We start from the raw sequence: 15,294 nt of genomic DNA on the forward strand, positions 1-15,294 counted from the left end.
AATATACTAATCGGTCACAAAAATAGAGCAACAAATTGGCTTTGTCAACGTGCAAAGTTTGTGCAACCGGGACCAAAGTAAGCTTTTTCCTTCGCATATGATAAATTTTACTTCATAACTTACCAGGCTTCGCAAGCTGTTGATGTGAAATATTCGTTTGCTGAAAATAGCTTCTTATGTAAAATTTACTTTTATATTGCAAGAGATAAAATTCATTGGAACCATGCCGCCGGATTTTGAAAGCAGGATTCAGCAATATCGGGTACAGATTGCTGAAATGGACAAAAAACTCAAACGTGTTTCATTGCTGAGACTGGCTGTCTTCACAGGTTTTATGGTGATTATACTGATGCTGGCCAATGCCGGGTTCACGGTGCTGGTGTCCATCCTGCTGCCGGTTGGAATCCTTGCATTTGCCTTGGTTATCAGGCAGTATAACCGGCTTGTGCGCACCAGAGGCAATCTGTCCGATCTTAAAAAGATCAATGAACAGGAAATTCGGATCGGGCAGCGCAATCTGAAAGATATGGAGACCGGAGCGGAATTTCTGAACCCGGACCATGCCTACGCGCCAGATCTGGATATTTTTGGCCCGTATTCTCTTTTTCAGCTCCTGAACCGCACTACTACGGAAGCAGGCAAAATCCGGCTGGCAGAATGGCTGATGCAACCGGCTGAACGAGGCATGGTTCTGGAAAGACAAAAGGCCGTTGCTGAACTTGCTCCGGAAATAGACTGGCGGCAACAGTTTCAGGCTGCGGGAATGCCGTTTGCCAATCCAAAAAGCAGTTATGTTCAACTGGTTAAATGGATAGAAACGCCGGCCAAGCTGCTGCCGCAGCGCACCAGGTATTTAACAGCTGCCCTTGCGCTTGGATTAACTGCTACGCTGGCCATACCAGCAGGCATTCGTCACCTCTTGCTTTTTCTTCTTGACAACCGGCCTTTTCCGGTGATGTATCTGCTGCTCATGTTCGTCAGTTTGATTATCAATAAACAGGTTATTAAAAAGCTGAGGCCTGTTACGGAGTGTACGCTCCATGATCTTCAGTATAATGTGGATCTGCTTGCAGCAAGTGAATCACTGATCAGCCGGATTGAAATGGCCGGTTTTCGCAGCGAGTTGCTGATTGAATGGCAGTCCGTTTTCCGTACAAACGGGTATTCGGCTGTAAAAGAAATCGGTCGTCTCCGACAAACCATGGAAATTTTCCAGCAGCGTGGTTCCCGGCAGATGATTGGCAAAAACGATTTTTACGGAATTTTTAACGCCATATGGCTGCTGGACATTTACCTTGTGCTGGTCACCGAACAATGGAAAGCTGCAAACGGAACCAACCTTAAAGAATGGAGTACGGCAATCGGCAACTTTGAATCCATCAGCAGTCTCGCAGCTTACGCCTGTGCAAACCCCGACTTTGTATTTCCGGAAATCCGGGAATCCGGCTATCAAATCAGCTTTGAAAATAGCGGGCATCCTTTACTCAAAGCGCAGCAGCGGGTCTGTAACGATTTTGAACTGATGCAGAAAGGATCGGTCGTTATTGTGACCGGTTCCAACATGGCCGGCAAAAGCACTTTTCTGAGAACGGTCGGCTGCAACCTGGTTCTTGCCATGGCGGGCGCGCCATGCTGCGCCGGATCGGCGCGGATTTCACCCGTGGCGCTTTTTACGAGTATGCGTACACAGGACAATCTTCAGGAAGGCATTTCTTCCTTTTATGCCGAACTGAAACGTGTCGAACATCTTTTGCAACTGATCGCCGGCGGCCAGCCTGTTTTCTTTCTGCTGGATGAAATGTTTAAAGGAACCAACTCCGAAGACCGGTATAAAGGCGGCGTTTCCCTCATCCGGCAACTCAGTATGCTGAATGCGTCCGGCATTATTTCAACCCACGATCTCAATCTGGCCAAAGTGGCAAGTCAGCGTCTGTCTATTCGCCATTACAGTTTTAACAGCACATTAAAAGACGAAAAGATCATTTTCAATTACAAGCTGACGGAAGGTTTCTGCACGGATTTCAATGCAAGCGCCCTGATGAAAAAAAGCGGAATCGACATCTTGCCGGATGTGTAAGCCTCTGTAAATAAAGTTGTTTCTATTTGTGTTCAATAATCATGGATCTTACTTTTCCTTCCTCAAAGCAGTATACATGGTTTACATGGCTGTCGCTCAGCACCTGGCCGTCCAGATCTTTTATAATCTGGTGAACGTCCACGACAATGGCTCCGTCCGCTCCCGGCTGCATAGAAACCGGCTTGACTTTCGGGTTGATTTCCTGCCACTGCCGCAGCCAGTACACCCGTACTTCGTCCTTTCCGTGAACAAAGCCGCCTTCCCATCCGTTGGGCCAGGTGACGTCCGCATGAATATGTGCCAGAACCGCATCGACTTTCCGGTCATTAAAATCCTGATAAAGCTGATTCAGCAATTTCTGATAATCCATATTTGTAAAAGTTCGCAGTTCAGATTTGATTTTCAAAACTAATTCAGGACGTTGCAAGTGCGCGTCAGCAAAGCTTGAGATGTTGTAACATTTCCTTGAGAAGCTGTCTTTGATTTTATTTTCTGCTAAGAATTTGCCGGCGCATGCAAATGCAACCTGCTGTATGACAACCCCGACCTGAAATCTGATCCGCTGAATGAATTTGCAAAAACCTGAAACATCGGCATTCGTGTCTTGGACAAAAACAATCCGTCGCTATATTTGCCCGGTAATCCGATGCGTACTACTCTGCTTTACATATGGCTGATTGTAACCATCCTGCCGACTTTCAGTCAGTGGGGGACCATTGCGTATTACCAGATCAACAAGGATTACATTACGCGTGTGCTTTGTGAAAACCGCGACAAACCGCAGTTGCATTGTGACGGACATTGCTATCTGGCTAAAAAGCTGAAAGCGCAGCAGGAAAAGCAGGATCAGCAGACGAGTGATCTGGTCCAGAATTTACCGGCACTGCACCTTTTTGCTTCGCCATTGGCCCGTTTCGAGTTTTTGCCGACTCATATTTCCCGATCTCCGCGGCTCGCTTTCTTTTATCAGCTGGCCACTTACCACGCTCCGCTTTCCCTTCCGGTTCATCCGCCCTGCGCCTGATCGTACATTCCGGTTATCCGGCCTTTTGATTAGGGATTAGCCATGGCTTATCCTTCATGCCACTTTGGATTTCCTGTACGGTTTTCTCATTTTCTGATGCTGCCCGCTTATGAATCTGGCCGGCAGCCCAGCGATTATTCTATCCAGTCCAGCTTACTTGAATCATGTCCATGCAGCCATTTCGCTGCGTGGATCTATAAATGTATTGTCGAATGAAAATCAACTATTTATTTCTGTTGTTACTGTTCACCGGTAACTGCATCCGTTCCAGCGCGCAATCCGGCTCTGGAATGCTGAACGGACGGATCTTGAACATCCGTCAGGAGCCGGTTGCCGGTGCTTCCGTTACGTTTCAAAACACCGGTCTGGGTACAACCACCGATGCCGATGGCCGGTTTAGCCTTTCCGGCATTCCTCCGGGATCTTATATTTTAGTTGTATCCAACGTCGGTTACACGGCCTATACGCAAAGTCTTCCTGTTACTGACGGAAAAAATCCCTTTCTTGATCTTCAGCTTTCGGAAAGCATGCAGGAACTGAAAGAGGTGGTGGTCAGCACGGCCAGAAACAATTATCTGGTATCCCGGTCAAATACGTCAACCCGGATGGATGTACCTTTGCTTTCCACGCCGCAGTCGGTACAAATTGTGTCTTCACAATTGTTGCGGGACCGCCAGGCATTCACGCTGAACGAAATTGCCGGGACGTTTACGGGAATGAAGGCCAACAATGGGAACGGCTCCTTTCAAATGCGGGGCTTCACTGCATACTCGCCCAACGATGCCAGTTTTTTACTGTACAATGGTATCCGGGGAAATCTTTTCTTGTGGAGCCAGCAGCCCTTGCTTTATAACATCGAATCCGTTGAGTTGCTCAGAGGCCCTTCCGGTGCACTTTTCAGCGAAGGTGCTCCCGGCGGCGTGGTCAATTTTGTGACCAAAAAACCTGTGTCCGAAAAAGGAGCTGGCGTGGATCTCTCATTGGGCAGCTGGCAATTCTTGCGGGCTTCGGCCGATTTTACCGGACCGGTTTCAAACAACAAGAAACTGCTGTACAGAGCCATTATCGGTTATGATCGTTCCAAAAGCTTTCGCGACGATCAGGAAAAACAAAATCTGTTCATTGCTCCTTCCTTGACTTACCTGCTGAACAGCCGCACTTCCCTGAATCTCGAACTTAACTACGCCTATCAGAAAGCGGTTCAGCAATACGACAACGGAAGCTACATTTATTCCGGGGCTGACGGCAGCTTTGATTTCAACCATTATCCCGTTCATCTGACCATACAAAGTCCGACCGATTACGGAAGAACCCGCAATGCATCGGCCACGCTGAGTTTTCATCATCAGGTTAATCAAAACCTGAAATTCACGGTTGTGGAGCGGATGGTTCGGAATGTGCTGGATTTTACGGATCACATTCCCGCTGGAAGAATCCGCAATGATTCCATCAGCAGAGGATTTCAGGACTGGGAAACAGACCGGTTCAGTTTGCAAACGACCGCATATGCTGCTTATACCGCAAAAACAGGATTTCTGAAGCATCAGCTCGTTGCCGGTATGGACTACAACCGTTACGGCTGGACCAAAAATGATTATCAGTATAAGGCATCCACCCGTATTTCAATCTTTAATCCCGACTATTCCGGCAGTATCCCGGATGCATCCGTTCCTGCTGATGAATCGGATGACAACAAGCGCATCACCAACCTGTTCGGCGGCTATATACAGGATCAGCTCAGTGTCGGCGACCATTTGAAAGTTCTGCTTTCGCTTCGGTACGATCATTACAATGGCAAGGAAACCCCATTGTCGGAGCGCGACAACAAGCAGGGCGATGAACTGCAGGCAGCTGGCTGGATTCCGAGGATCGGGCTGGTTTATTTACCCGTAAAAAATGTGTCCGTTTACGGTACTTATCTAAAATCATTCAATCCGCAAACTTCCAATAATGTTCTGGCCGGAGGCCCGTTCCCGACCCGGCAGGCATCGCAGTACGAAGTAGGTTCCAAAGCGGATCTGCTGAAGAACCGGCTTTCGGCTACCTTGTCATTGTATCAGATCAATTATACCAACATTCTCACAGCTGCACCCACTGAGCAGAACTCGCACCGTCAGGCTGCCATTGATGGTACGCGCAGCCGGGGCGGTGAATTCTCCATCACGGGTAATCTGAACAGGCTAAGCCTCGTTGCCGGTTACGCCTTCAACGAGCACGTACTCGTCAGCACGAGCACTTACGGAAAAAAAGGCGACCGCTTTGCCAATGCACCCAGGCATCAGCTCAACTTCTGGGGTAAATATTCACTTCCGTTCCCGGTACTGAAAGGGCTTGCTTTTGCGGCAGGTGTGCGCTATGTAAGCAATCAGGTCGGTCTTTTAAGCAATCAGAATTTTATTTTTCCTTCCTATACGGTGCTGGATGCAGCGGTCTCCTATCAGCGGAACAAATATCAGTTTCAGCTGAATGCCTATAACCTCACGGACAGGCATTATTTTACCGGAAGCCGTTCAGGTGTGACGACGGCGGGATTAGGCGATCCATTCAATGTCCGGATCGGCGTTAGTTATCAGCTTTGGTAAGCCGGGTTCCGAGGCCGCTGTTGTCCTCAAATCTTCTAAACCAATTCTTTAATCAAATGAGCAGGAAAACAAAGATCATCAGGCATTTGTATGAGGAGATCAACTTTTAAACGAAGCTTGTTAAGGCTTCACAGCTGGCTGGGGCTGGTTACGGGTGCATTCCTGATTTTACTGGGGCTGAGTGGTTCCGTGCTTGTGTTCCGACCGGAACTGGATCGTTTTTTCAATCGGGACTTGCTGCATGTTTCACCGGCCGCAGCCAGCCAACCGGAACACGCGCTGTCACGTTGTTATCATACTGTTACAGAAAAATATCCGAATCTGGACGGCATTGCCTGGCTTAATCCGGACGCCGGCCCGGAGGATGCCTACAATTTCAGGATCTATTTCAATGATACCCGCCTGCTGACGTATGATCTGGCATTGATCACTTTCAATCCTTATACCGGTGCTGTGCTGCGCGAAGGCCCGGCGAGTGATTTCATGCCCAGTTTGCTCGAATGGCTTTTTCAGTTCCACTTCAGTTTTCAGCTGGGCATTCCGGGAGCAGCACTGACGGCGGTTTTTGGTATTGCCATGCTGCTGTCCCTGCTTACAGGCGCTATCGTGTATCAGAAAATGCTATGGAATGTGTTGTGCTTCCGGGTAAAGATCAACCGGAAAAACTGGCGGACCATAAGTTCCGATCTGCACCGGATCATAGGCGTATGGTCATTGCTTCTTAATGCGGCCATTTTTTTTACGGGCTTCTGGATGAATCTTTTTGCCTTCAAATCCAAAACCTGGCAGAACGAGCTGGTTCCCACCAGGCCCAATTCGCAAATGCAGGTACCGGCCGATCAGATGTTTGAGCAGGCACTGAAAGCCATGCCGGAACTGGAACCGGTGTATGTCTATTTGCCCACACAGCCGGAACGTAAATTTGAAGTACGGGGCTATCCGGCAGGACAGTGGAAGCTTTGGGGTGCCGGAAATTCTGTAAAGATCAATCAGCAGACCGGCGAAGTTCAGGAAGTTGTCAGGCTGGCGGATAAATCCTTGGGCGAACGGATAGAAGCTACTTTTCATCCCTTGCATGTGGGTAATTACGGAGGCATAATCGTAAAGATCCTTTATGTAATCACCGGACTTGCTCCCGGTTTGCTGGCGGTCACCGGTTTTTTACTCTGGTGGCGACGCACCCGAAATTCTTCCGGGCAGCGGAAACGGACACAACCTCGCCGGTTTGCTTAGGCTATGGCTGAATTAGGATTGGTTACCTGCGATACGACGGGTAAAAGCAGCTTTTCTATGGATTGATCCGGTTTGCAGTAATGCCCTTGGAATGCATCGCCGTCAGTAACACTTGCCGGTTCCGAGGGCCGCTAAGCAATACGCTGGAACGTGCGTCGCCTTGCAGCAGCAATCCGCTTTTTGCAGGATGCTGCGGTGAAAACCCGCCTTTTCCGTTCCCGAGCAGCAACAGTCCGGTCGATGCGTCCTGCCTGCCCATGTTGACTTCGTTCGGGAAGAAATTGCCGGTCAGGATTACATCCTGATTTTGGTCTGCATTCACGTCGGTCACCACAATTCCGTATACGGGCGCAACCTGCGCTTCCACCGGCAGGGCCTTGACGGCAAATTTCCCGTTGCCTTTGTTTTCTATAAAAGCAGTTTGTAAAAAGGTTGCCTGCACTTTGCAGGCATCTTTCTTCTCTTCATCGTCCAGCAAATTATCAAATGTAACTTTGGCATAATCAATGTAATGCGGGAATTTTCTGCGGAACTGGATCACCTGCTGGTTCAGCGCATCGCGCGGGACGCTCGGGTAGGAGACGCCCTGAATAAAATAGCCCATCAGCGGATCAAATGTGCCGTCATGGTTAAAATCCTTTGCCAACATCGTAATCGGCTCCTTTTCCGATGCATGGTAAAATGTGTTGATGCCTTCATTTCCGGCAATAAAATCCATGTCTCCGTCGTGGTCAAAGTCGCCCGCCGCCAGACTGTTCCACCAGCCGGAATAAGGTGCCAGTCCATTTTTCACAGATTCCGTTTCCTGAAACCGGGTCTTCTGATTTTTAAAAACACGCACCGGCATCCATTCGCCGGCAATCACCAGGTCGTCCAGGCCGTCGCGATCCGTGTCGGCCCATAAAGCTGCGCACACCATTCCGGCCGAGAGCAGCTCCGGGCAAAAGGTTCCGGTCACATCCGCAAATGCAATTTTACCTGCTTCGGAATCGTTCCGGAGCAGATAACTATGCGCCGGAAGCGGGTATTTGCCCGGAACCATGCGGCCGCCTATAAACAGATCATCATCACCGTCCTGATCAAAATCACGGGCAGCCACGCAGGAACCGCTGACCGAAACAGCAGGAAATGTTCCGGCTGGCGCAAGCTTGAAATTTCCGTGGCCGTCATTCAGATACAGCTGAACTTCGTAAAAAGCCTTGTCGTTTTCAGGCCGCTCGTTCCCGCCATTCACGACAATCAGATCCTGATCCTTGTCGCCATCGGCATCAAAGAAGGTTGCGGATATATTTTCATGGAGCGAATCCGGCGCAATGGTTTTTTTGATAAATGTTCCTGAGGGCTGCTGAAAGTAAATGCAGGGTTTCCCCTTCAGGTAACTTGCCCCGGCAAAAAAATCGTCAAGACAGTCCCCGTTTGCATCGCCGACTGCCAATGCAAATCCGCTTTTGGAAAGCATCTTGTGCAACGCAGCGGTTTGTTTGAAGTCTATAAAAGTGGATTTCTCATGCGTATAGTCGATTTTTAAATCTTTTGTAACATCTGTAAAAAATGGTTCCGAAACAGTTTCCGGTATTTGGGGAACATGCACGGCATCTCTCTGAGCCAGCTGTAAATGCTGATTGGCAGCTATTTTATATAGTTTTTGTGATTTCCCGCCCGGCCACGTGACAAGCAGACTGTCGATCATTCCGGAATTGCCCAGACCAAAATGCAATCCTGTATTCATCGACGATAAAAAACCGCGGGTGATGTACATTTCAGCGTATTGCATCTGTTTTCCCTGCCAGATCGTAACGCTGCTGCCAATGCCTGAAAGGTTTCCATAATCGCCTTTCAATGCAATGGAAAGAAAACCGGTCTTTGATTTTTCCCGGCTCTGGTTCTGATAGATAAAAGGTTCTGAATCAATGTTGTTTACCGCCAGATCCAGATCGCCGTCACCGTCCAGGTCCGCATAGGCTGCCCCGTTTGAATACGATAATTCATCCAGTCCCCAGATTTTGGACGTGTTTTCAAAGGCAAGGTTTCCGGTGTTTTTATATGCGTAATTCGGGATTTTTACTTCCGGTACTTTTCCGATCAGTTCCAGTGCATTCTGCTGCTTGAAATGGTTGGTGCCAAAACTTGAAAAATCTTCCTTGAACTGGATAAAATCACGATCGGTCACATCGCGGCGGTAGCCGTTTGTGATAAAGATATCTTTCAGGCCGTCGTTGTCGTAATCGGCAATAAGCGGCGCCCAGCTCCAGTCCGTCTTGGATATGCCCGCCAGCAATCCGACTTCAGAGAAAAGCGGCGTGCCGGGATTTGTCTTGTTCATGGTGCCGAGGTTGAGTTGCAGCATGTTCCGCATGTACTGCAGCTGATAGCCATATGGTTCCGAAATGCTCATTTCCTTGCGGTCGAAATCCTGTCCGGCCAGCATTTTCTTTTGTCTCAGATTATCTTCCGGCAGCATATCCAGCTGGAAAATGTCCGGGTAAGTGTCATTGTTTATATCGGCAATGTCCACGCCCATTCCGAACAAGCTGGTATGCGCGGCGGCTTCTTTGATCACATTGTTAAAAAAGGGTTTTGCGCCGGCACCTGCATTCAGGTACAGCATATCGCTGCTGATGAAGTCGTTGGAACAGTAAATGTCCGGGTAGCCATCCTTGTTCAGGTCGCTCACGGCGAGGCCGAGGCCCAGCCCTTCGTATCTAACACCGGCTTCTTTTGAAATGTCCGTGTATTTGGGAAGGCCGTTTTTACCAAAACCTTCGTTGATATAAAACCGGCCCGTGCTCGGATAGGAACCGTCGTGATAGGTTTTCCGGATAAAATTGGGGTTTTGCAGGTCAGGAGCGGTGTTCATCAGGAACGCATCGAGGTCGCCGTCCAGGTCCGCATCAAAGAATGCAGTCTGGGTAGTAAATGCAGGGTCGTTCAGCCCGTACGCTTTTGCAAGTTCCTTGAATACAGGCACGCCGTCCGCGCCATTTCCCTGATTGACAAAAAGCAGATTTTCGGAACCGGGCATTTTCACGTGCCGGGCCACACTGATGTAAATATCCAGCAAGCCGTCCTGATTGATATCTACCATCGAAATGCCGCTGCACCAACGGTTTGTCATTACGCCGGCTTTCTCGGTAATATCCTCAAATGCCCATTTTCGAGAAACCGTATCGATTTTACTCAGATAAAGTTTGCTGCTGACCTGATTGCCTCCAAAGAAAATGTCCGGTTTCCCGTCGCCATTCACATCCCCGATCCCGACGCCTCCGCCGTTGTAGAAGTTGGTGAAGGTAAAGGGATTGATGGAGTCGTTAGGCGTAAGTTTATTGACAAAACGCACATTCGTTTCATCCGCCGTATGGCTCAGAAACAAGGTGTCGGTTTCGTCTCTGCAGGAGATCAGTGCATTGAACAACAAGAATATAACGAAAGAAATGACACCGGTAACTGCCCGGTGCCATTTCGCATTTCCCCTATTGTCGTCAGGATTAATAACCCGGGTTCTGGTCTGTGGCTTCAATTTTCGCATTGTTGTCTACTTCCTGTTGCGGAATCGGCAGGAGTTCATGTCTGTTGGCCTGAAAATAGGCAAGCGGCTCGGCTTTCAGTTTGCCGTTTTTGCGCCATCTCAATAGGTCACGGTTGCGGATCTGTTCACCGCTGTGCTCCACCCGGCGCTCATGCATGATCGCGGCAAAAACCTGGTCTTTGGTCGTTACGGGATACTTCGCGGTAGGATAAGGCGGCATGGAAACGCTTTTCCGCGCCCGGACCATATTCAGGTATTTGACCGCCTGAGGAATGTTTCCGAGTTCATTTTCCGCTTCGGCCAGCGACAGAATTGTTTCAGCAAACCGCATGATCCGCTGATTGATCCCGCCGGTCAGGAACGATTCGTTCATTTTGTACATCAGCGAATATTTCTGCCAGCTTACCTTCTGCGTTACTCCGTCCACAACCGACGCATTGCCGTTCTGTTGTCCGTCCGTAAGCGTGGAGGCACCTTTGTTGTATTTTTCGCCTGTGAAATAAAAGGAATCATCATAGCGCGGATCGGTCTTGGTATCGCCTTTGGTGGTTTTTTCAAAATCGTTCAGCAAACTGTTGGAAGGAATTGCGTTGCGCCAGCCAATGGCTGAATATTCCTGCGTACGCACAGTTTCGGTTCCGGCAGTGGCACCGTTTCCATCGCCGTCCCAGTTGTATACGCCGCCGGAAGGATAGAAATTGACCTCGAAAATCGATTCCTTGTTGAATTCGGTTTCTTCCAGAAAATTGTCGTTGTAGTTGTCGACCAGCGCATATACATTCGAATTATACACTTTCAGCAATTCTGTTTTTGCGTCCGCATAATTGCCTTGCTGCAGGAAAACCCGCGCCAGCAGCATTTGTGCGGCACCTTTGGTAACTCTTCCCTGATTTCCCGCATCGTAAGCAGCCGGAAGCTGTTCCTGAATTTCCTTCAGTTCTGCAATGATGTAGGCATATACTTCCGCGTCTGTCGATCTCGGAAGGTTGCCGTCCAGCGTCAATACGTAATTTTTGTACAGCGGTACGCCGCCCCACATGCTCACCAGCTCATAATAGGCATAGGCACGCAGAAAACGTGCTTCCGCAAGCAGGCGCGCCTTGTCCGCAGCAACGATGTCCGCCACTTCGGAAGAGTTGTCAACGACGGAATTCGCCCGGTGGATCAGCCGGTAATAGGCCAGCCATACAGTTCCCAGAACCGAGTTTCCGCTGTCGTGCGTGCCGAGCAGCAACTGGTTGCGCGGTGTTTCCAGCTGTCCGCCGCCCGCGCTCACATCATCGCTGCGCATGTCATGAAGGAAAAACCATTCACGCGCCACGAGGTTGTTCGATTTCAGCATGGAGTACACACTTGTAACTCCGCTCGTCAGTTCGGCGCCATTCTTGTAATAATTATCGACCGTTACGCCGTTGGGGTTGCTTTGTTCCAGCACATCCTCGTTACAGGAAAAAGCAATGCCCAGAAAAAGCAGAGACGACAGTATGATATTCTTTTTCATTTCAATGTTTTTCAGATGATGTTAAAAACCAAAACTCAAACCTGCCTGCAGCGTTCTTGGCTGCGGGTACATGCCGTAGTCGATGCCGTTGATCAGCTGTGTGCCCGTGGCCGTAGACGATCCGTTCACACCGATTTCCGGATCCAGGCCCGAATACTTGGTCAACGTAAGCAGGTTGGTTGCCGACACATATACTCTTGCCCTTGTAATGGTATTGCGCGTCAATGCCGCCAGGCCTTTGGAAGGGATCGTGTATCCGATGCTGAAATTCTTGACACGCATGTAAGAACCGTCTTCGATAAACCGGTCGCTGGTTTTGCTGTTGTTGTTCGGATCGCCGCTTACGGCGCGGGGTACGTCGGTGTTGGTGTTGGCGGGCGTCCATGCATTCAGTACGTCCGTTCCTGCGTTGAATAACCGCAGCATGCCCTGTTCGATCACTTTGGTACCGTTGTAGATTTTGTTGCCCTGAACACCCTGCAGATACAGCGTCACATCAAAGCCTTTGTAACTCGCCCCGAAATTACCGCCGTAACTGAATTTCGGAATAAAACTGCCGAGATACTGGCGGTCGTTTCCGTCTATCATTCCGTCGCCGTTCAGGTCCTTGAACCGGATATCGCCGGGCGCAGCGGCAGGCTGGTATTTGGTCTGATCGTTACCGTCGATGGCATTGGCCTGATCAATCTCGGCCTGGCTCTGGAAAATACCATCCACTTTCCATCCGAAAAACGACTGGATCGGATGTCCGGCCTCGGTTTTGGTGATGTCAAAACCGCCGAAATCATCATTTTTTCCGGAAAAAATCGTGGCGCTCTCGGTGGCAAGACTTGTCACCTTGTTTCTTGTCATATCAAGATTTACAGAAGCATTCCATGTAAAGTCGCCGTCATTCTTATTGTACCCCAACTGGAATTCATATCCCCAGTTCTTCATTTTTCCGATGTTGGACAACGGCGAAGAGGAGTAACCGAGCGAATTGGGAATGGGCACTTCCAGCAACAGTCCGTCCGTGTTGCGGTTATAGCGTTCGGCTGTGAACGTTATACTGTTGTTGAACAAAGCCACGTCAATGCCGAGGTTGGTCATTTCGGTGCTTTCCCATTTCAGTTCCGTGTTGCCGAGGGAGCTGAAATAAGATCCCAGTAATTTGTTTCCGCCGAAAACATAGTTGGAATTGTCGGCCTGCACCAGCGACTGCCATGCATAGCTTCCAATGCCGTTGAAACCGGTTTGTCCGTAACTTGCGCGGATTTTAAGTTCCGAAATCGCGGGAACGCTTTTCAGGAATTCTTCCTCGCTGATGCGCCAGCCCAGCGACAAGGAGGGGAAAGTACCCCATTTGTTGCCGGGTGCAAACCGGGAAGAACCGTCACGGCGTACCGAACCGCTGAGCAGGTATTTGCCATTGTACTCATAGTTCAGACGGCCTACGTAGGAAATGAGCGCGCTTTCGTCCAGCGAACTGTTGGCGCTTGGATTGGAAACGCCCTGCATCTGGTCAATATCGTTGTTGGGCCTGTAACCCGAGCCGTTGAGCGTGTTCGTCCTGAAAGTCTGCTTGTCTACGATTGCGGTGATATTCAGCAGGTGTTTGCCAAACGTTTTGTTGAAAGTCAGCTGATTGGTAATTACCGGGGAGAAGTAACTGGTACGACCGTTGCGGATTTCATATTGCGTACGCGACTTGTAGCCGTCATTATAAATCGGGAATTGTTCGTTGGACAAAGCACTTACTACATCCGCTCCAAAGCTGAACCGGTATTTCAGGAAACTGGTCAGGTTCAGTTCTGCAAACAGAGATCCGAGCAGCTTGATACGCTGGTTGCGGGTTACGTCCATTTCAGTGATCCGCAACGGATTGTCAGGATCACTTCCGTCCGCCGCAGTAGGCGAGCTGTAACCGCCCGGTTTGGTCGGGTCGGTAACGGGCCAGTAAGGAAGATTGCGGATGGCCTGCATCACCAGCGTCCGTCCGCCGCCAAAACCCTGTTCGCCGCGCGTTTTATCATAGGAAAAAGTAAGCGTCTGCCCGATTTTCAGAAATTTGGTCACCTGATGGTCCGAATTGACGCGGAAATTGGCACGTTTGTAGTTGGTACCCACCAGAATACCTTCCTGATCAAAATAGCCTGCAGAAGTAAAGAAGCGCGAGACGCTGTTTCCGCCACTCACCGAAAACTGGTGCTGCTGAATGGGTGCATTCCGGAAAAGTACATCCTGCCAGTCGGTATGTGTTTGTGCAAAAGTCTGCGTCGCTCCTTCGTAAACGGGCTTGTTCAGGTCCGAAAGCCTGCCCGGCATGGCAATGCCTGCATTGCCGAGTAAAGCCGTAGCATACTGGATGTACTGGTCGGTGTTCAGCAGGTCAAGCTTTTTCCAGGCGGATTGAGTACCAAAGTAAGTGTCCAGATTAACGTGCAGTTTACCGTCCTGCGATCCTTTTTTAGTGGTGATAATGATCACGCCGTTGGAAGCTCTTGACCCGTAAATGGCCGCCGAGCTGGCATCTTTCAATACTTCAAGTGATTCTATGTCTTTCGGGTCGAGGTTGTTAAGGTCGCCCGAAGGGATTCCGTCGATCACATAAAGCGGCCCCGACGCATAGTTGATCGAGCCGATCCCTCGGATGCGTACAATGGGCGTCTGGCCCGGGCTGCCGTTGTTGACCACACGTACTCCCGGCACACGGCCCTGCAGCGCCTGCTCCGCACTTACTACCGGAAGGGCAGTCAGTTCTTTGGGCGAAACCGAGGATACCGCGCCAGTCAGCGACGATTTCTTCTGCGAGCCATATCCGATCACGACCATTTCTTCCAGTACCTGATTTTCGGCTGCAAGCTTCACATCCACGCGTGTTTGCGTGCCTATCTGAACTTCCTGTCTGGAATATCCGATAAAGCTGAATACCAGTGTGCTGCTTTCGGAGGGCACATTGATGGAAAAATCACCTTTGGCATCCGTGCTTGTTCCGATGTTGGATCCTTTTACCGTTACGTTTACGCCCGGCAGCGCCTCGCCGTCTTCGGAAGTTACCCGGCCGTTTACCTGCTTGTCGGCGCCGTTTGCAAATGCCTGATTTGTAGAAGCTGTAACCAGCAGAAGCAGCCATAGCCACCACGTCGTTCTCATGAAATGATACCTTTGTAAAGTGTTTCTCATAGGATTATGAAGATGGACTAAAAGAACAAAAACTTGTATTAGTCAAAGGTTGGATTTTTTGCGTTCAATGTCAACATCTCACTTTGCGCATATAACTTTACACAGAGAAAATTGAACATTTGTTCCAGCAATTCATACATTTTTACTCCCGTTACAGCTACTTCCCGAGCGAGCAGTTCCGGAGAACAT

Annotated in this window: 8 protein-coding genes; 4 read left to right on the plus strand and 4 right to left on the minus strand. The window is 49.6% G+C overall.

Annotated elements, in window-relative coordinates; genetic code table 11:
- Positions 1 to 196: 196 nt before the first annotated feature.
- A complete protein-coding gene (locus tag FEM55_RS01410) occupies positions 197 to 2,077 on the plus strand; it encodes a MutS-related protein (protein WP_138279538.1) in 1,881 nt (626 codons plus the stop codon).
- 22 nt (positions 2,078 to 2,099) lie between these two features.
- Here the strand turns inward: FEM55_RS01410 and FEM55_RS01415 are convergent, their stop codons facing one another.
- On the minus strand, positions 2,100 to 2,447 hold the full coding sequence (locus tag FEM55_RS01415; RefSeq protein WP_138279539.1) for a nuclear transport factor 2 family protein: 348 nt from the start codon (positions 2,445 to 2,447) through the stop codon (positions 2,100 to 2,102).
- Between the two features lie 276 nt (positions 2,448 to 2,723).
- On the opposite strand from FEM55_RS01415, the gene FEM55_RS01420 reads away from it, so the two are divergent.
- From FEM55_RS01420 to FEM55_RS01430, 3 genes are all read left to right on the plus strand, one after another.
- Positions 2,724 to 3,101: a hypothetical protein gene (locus FEM55_RS01420; RefSeq protein ID WP_138279540.1), complete on the plus strand. Its 378-nt coding sequence runs from the start codon at positions 2,724 to 2,726 to the stop codon at positions 3,099 to 3,101.
- 212 nt (positions 3,102 to 3,313) lie between these two features.
- Positions 3,314 to 5,683, plus strand: coding sequence for a TonB-dependent receptor (locus tag FEM55_RS01425; protein WP_138279541.1), 2,370 nt, complete (start codon positions 3,314 to 3,316; stop codon positions 5,681 to 5,683).
- Positions 5,684 to 5,773: 90 nt separating this feature from the next.
- Positions 5,774 to 6,916, plus strand: coding sequence for a PepSY-associated TM helix domain-containing protein (locus FEM55_RS01430; protein ID WP_138279542.1), 1,143 nt, complete (start codon positions 5,774 to 5,776; stop codon positions 6,914 to 6,916).
- 55 nt (positions 6,917 to 6,971) lie between these two features.
- Here the strand turns inward: FEM55_RS01430 and FEM55_RS01435 are convergent, their stop codons facing one another.
- From FEM55_RS01435 to FEM55_RS01445, 3 genes are read right to left on the minus strand one after another with little or no spacing between them, the layout of a single operon-like run.
- Positions 6,972 to 10,442 (minus strand): VCBS repeat-containing protein, encoded by a 3,471-nt coding sequence (locus FEM55_RS01435; protein ID WP_138279543.1) that lies wholly within the window; start codon positions 10,440 to 10,442, stop codon positions 6,972 to 6,974.
- Positions 10,402 to 11,943 carry a RagB/SusD family nutrient uptake outer membrane protein gene (locus FEM55_RS01440; protein WP_138279544.1) on the minus strand — a complete coding sequence of 514 codons (1,542 nt, stop codon included), beginning with the start codon at positions 11,941 to 11,943 and terminating at the stop codon, positions 10,402 to 10,404. Before FEM55_RS01440 ends, FEM55_RS01435 begins: the two co-directional genes overlap by 41 nt.
- A gap of 21 nt (positions 11,944 to 11,964) precedes the next feature.
- Positions 11,965 to 15,105 (minus strand): SusC/RagA family TonB-linked outer membrane protein, encoded by a 3,141-nt coding sequence (locus tag FEM55_RS01445; RefSeq protein WP_138279545.1) that lies wholly within the window; start codon positions 15,103 to 15,105, stop codon positions 11,965 to 11,967.
- Positions 15,106 to 15,294 lie beyond the last annotated feature (189 nt).

Origin of the sequence: Dyadobacter sediminis (genome assembly GCF_005860765.1) — a bacterium.
In the GTDB taxonomy this organism is placed as follows: domain Bacteria; phylum Bacteroidota; class Bacteroidia; order Cytophagales; family Spirosomataceae; genus Dyadobacter; species Dyadobacter sediminis.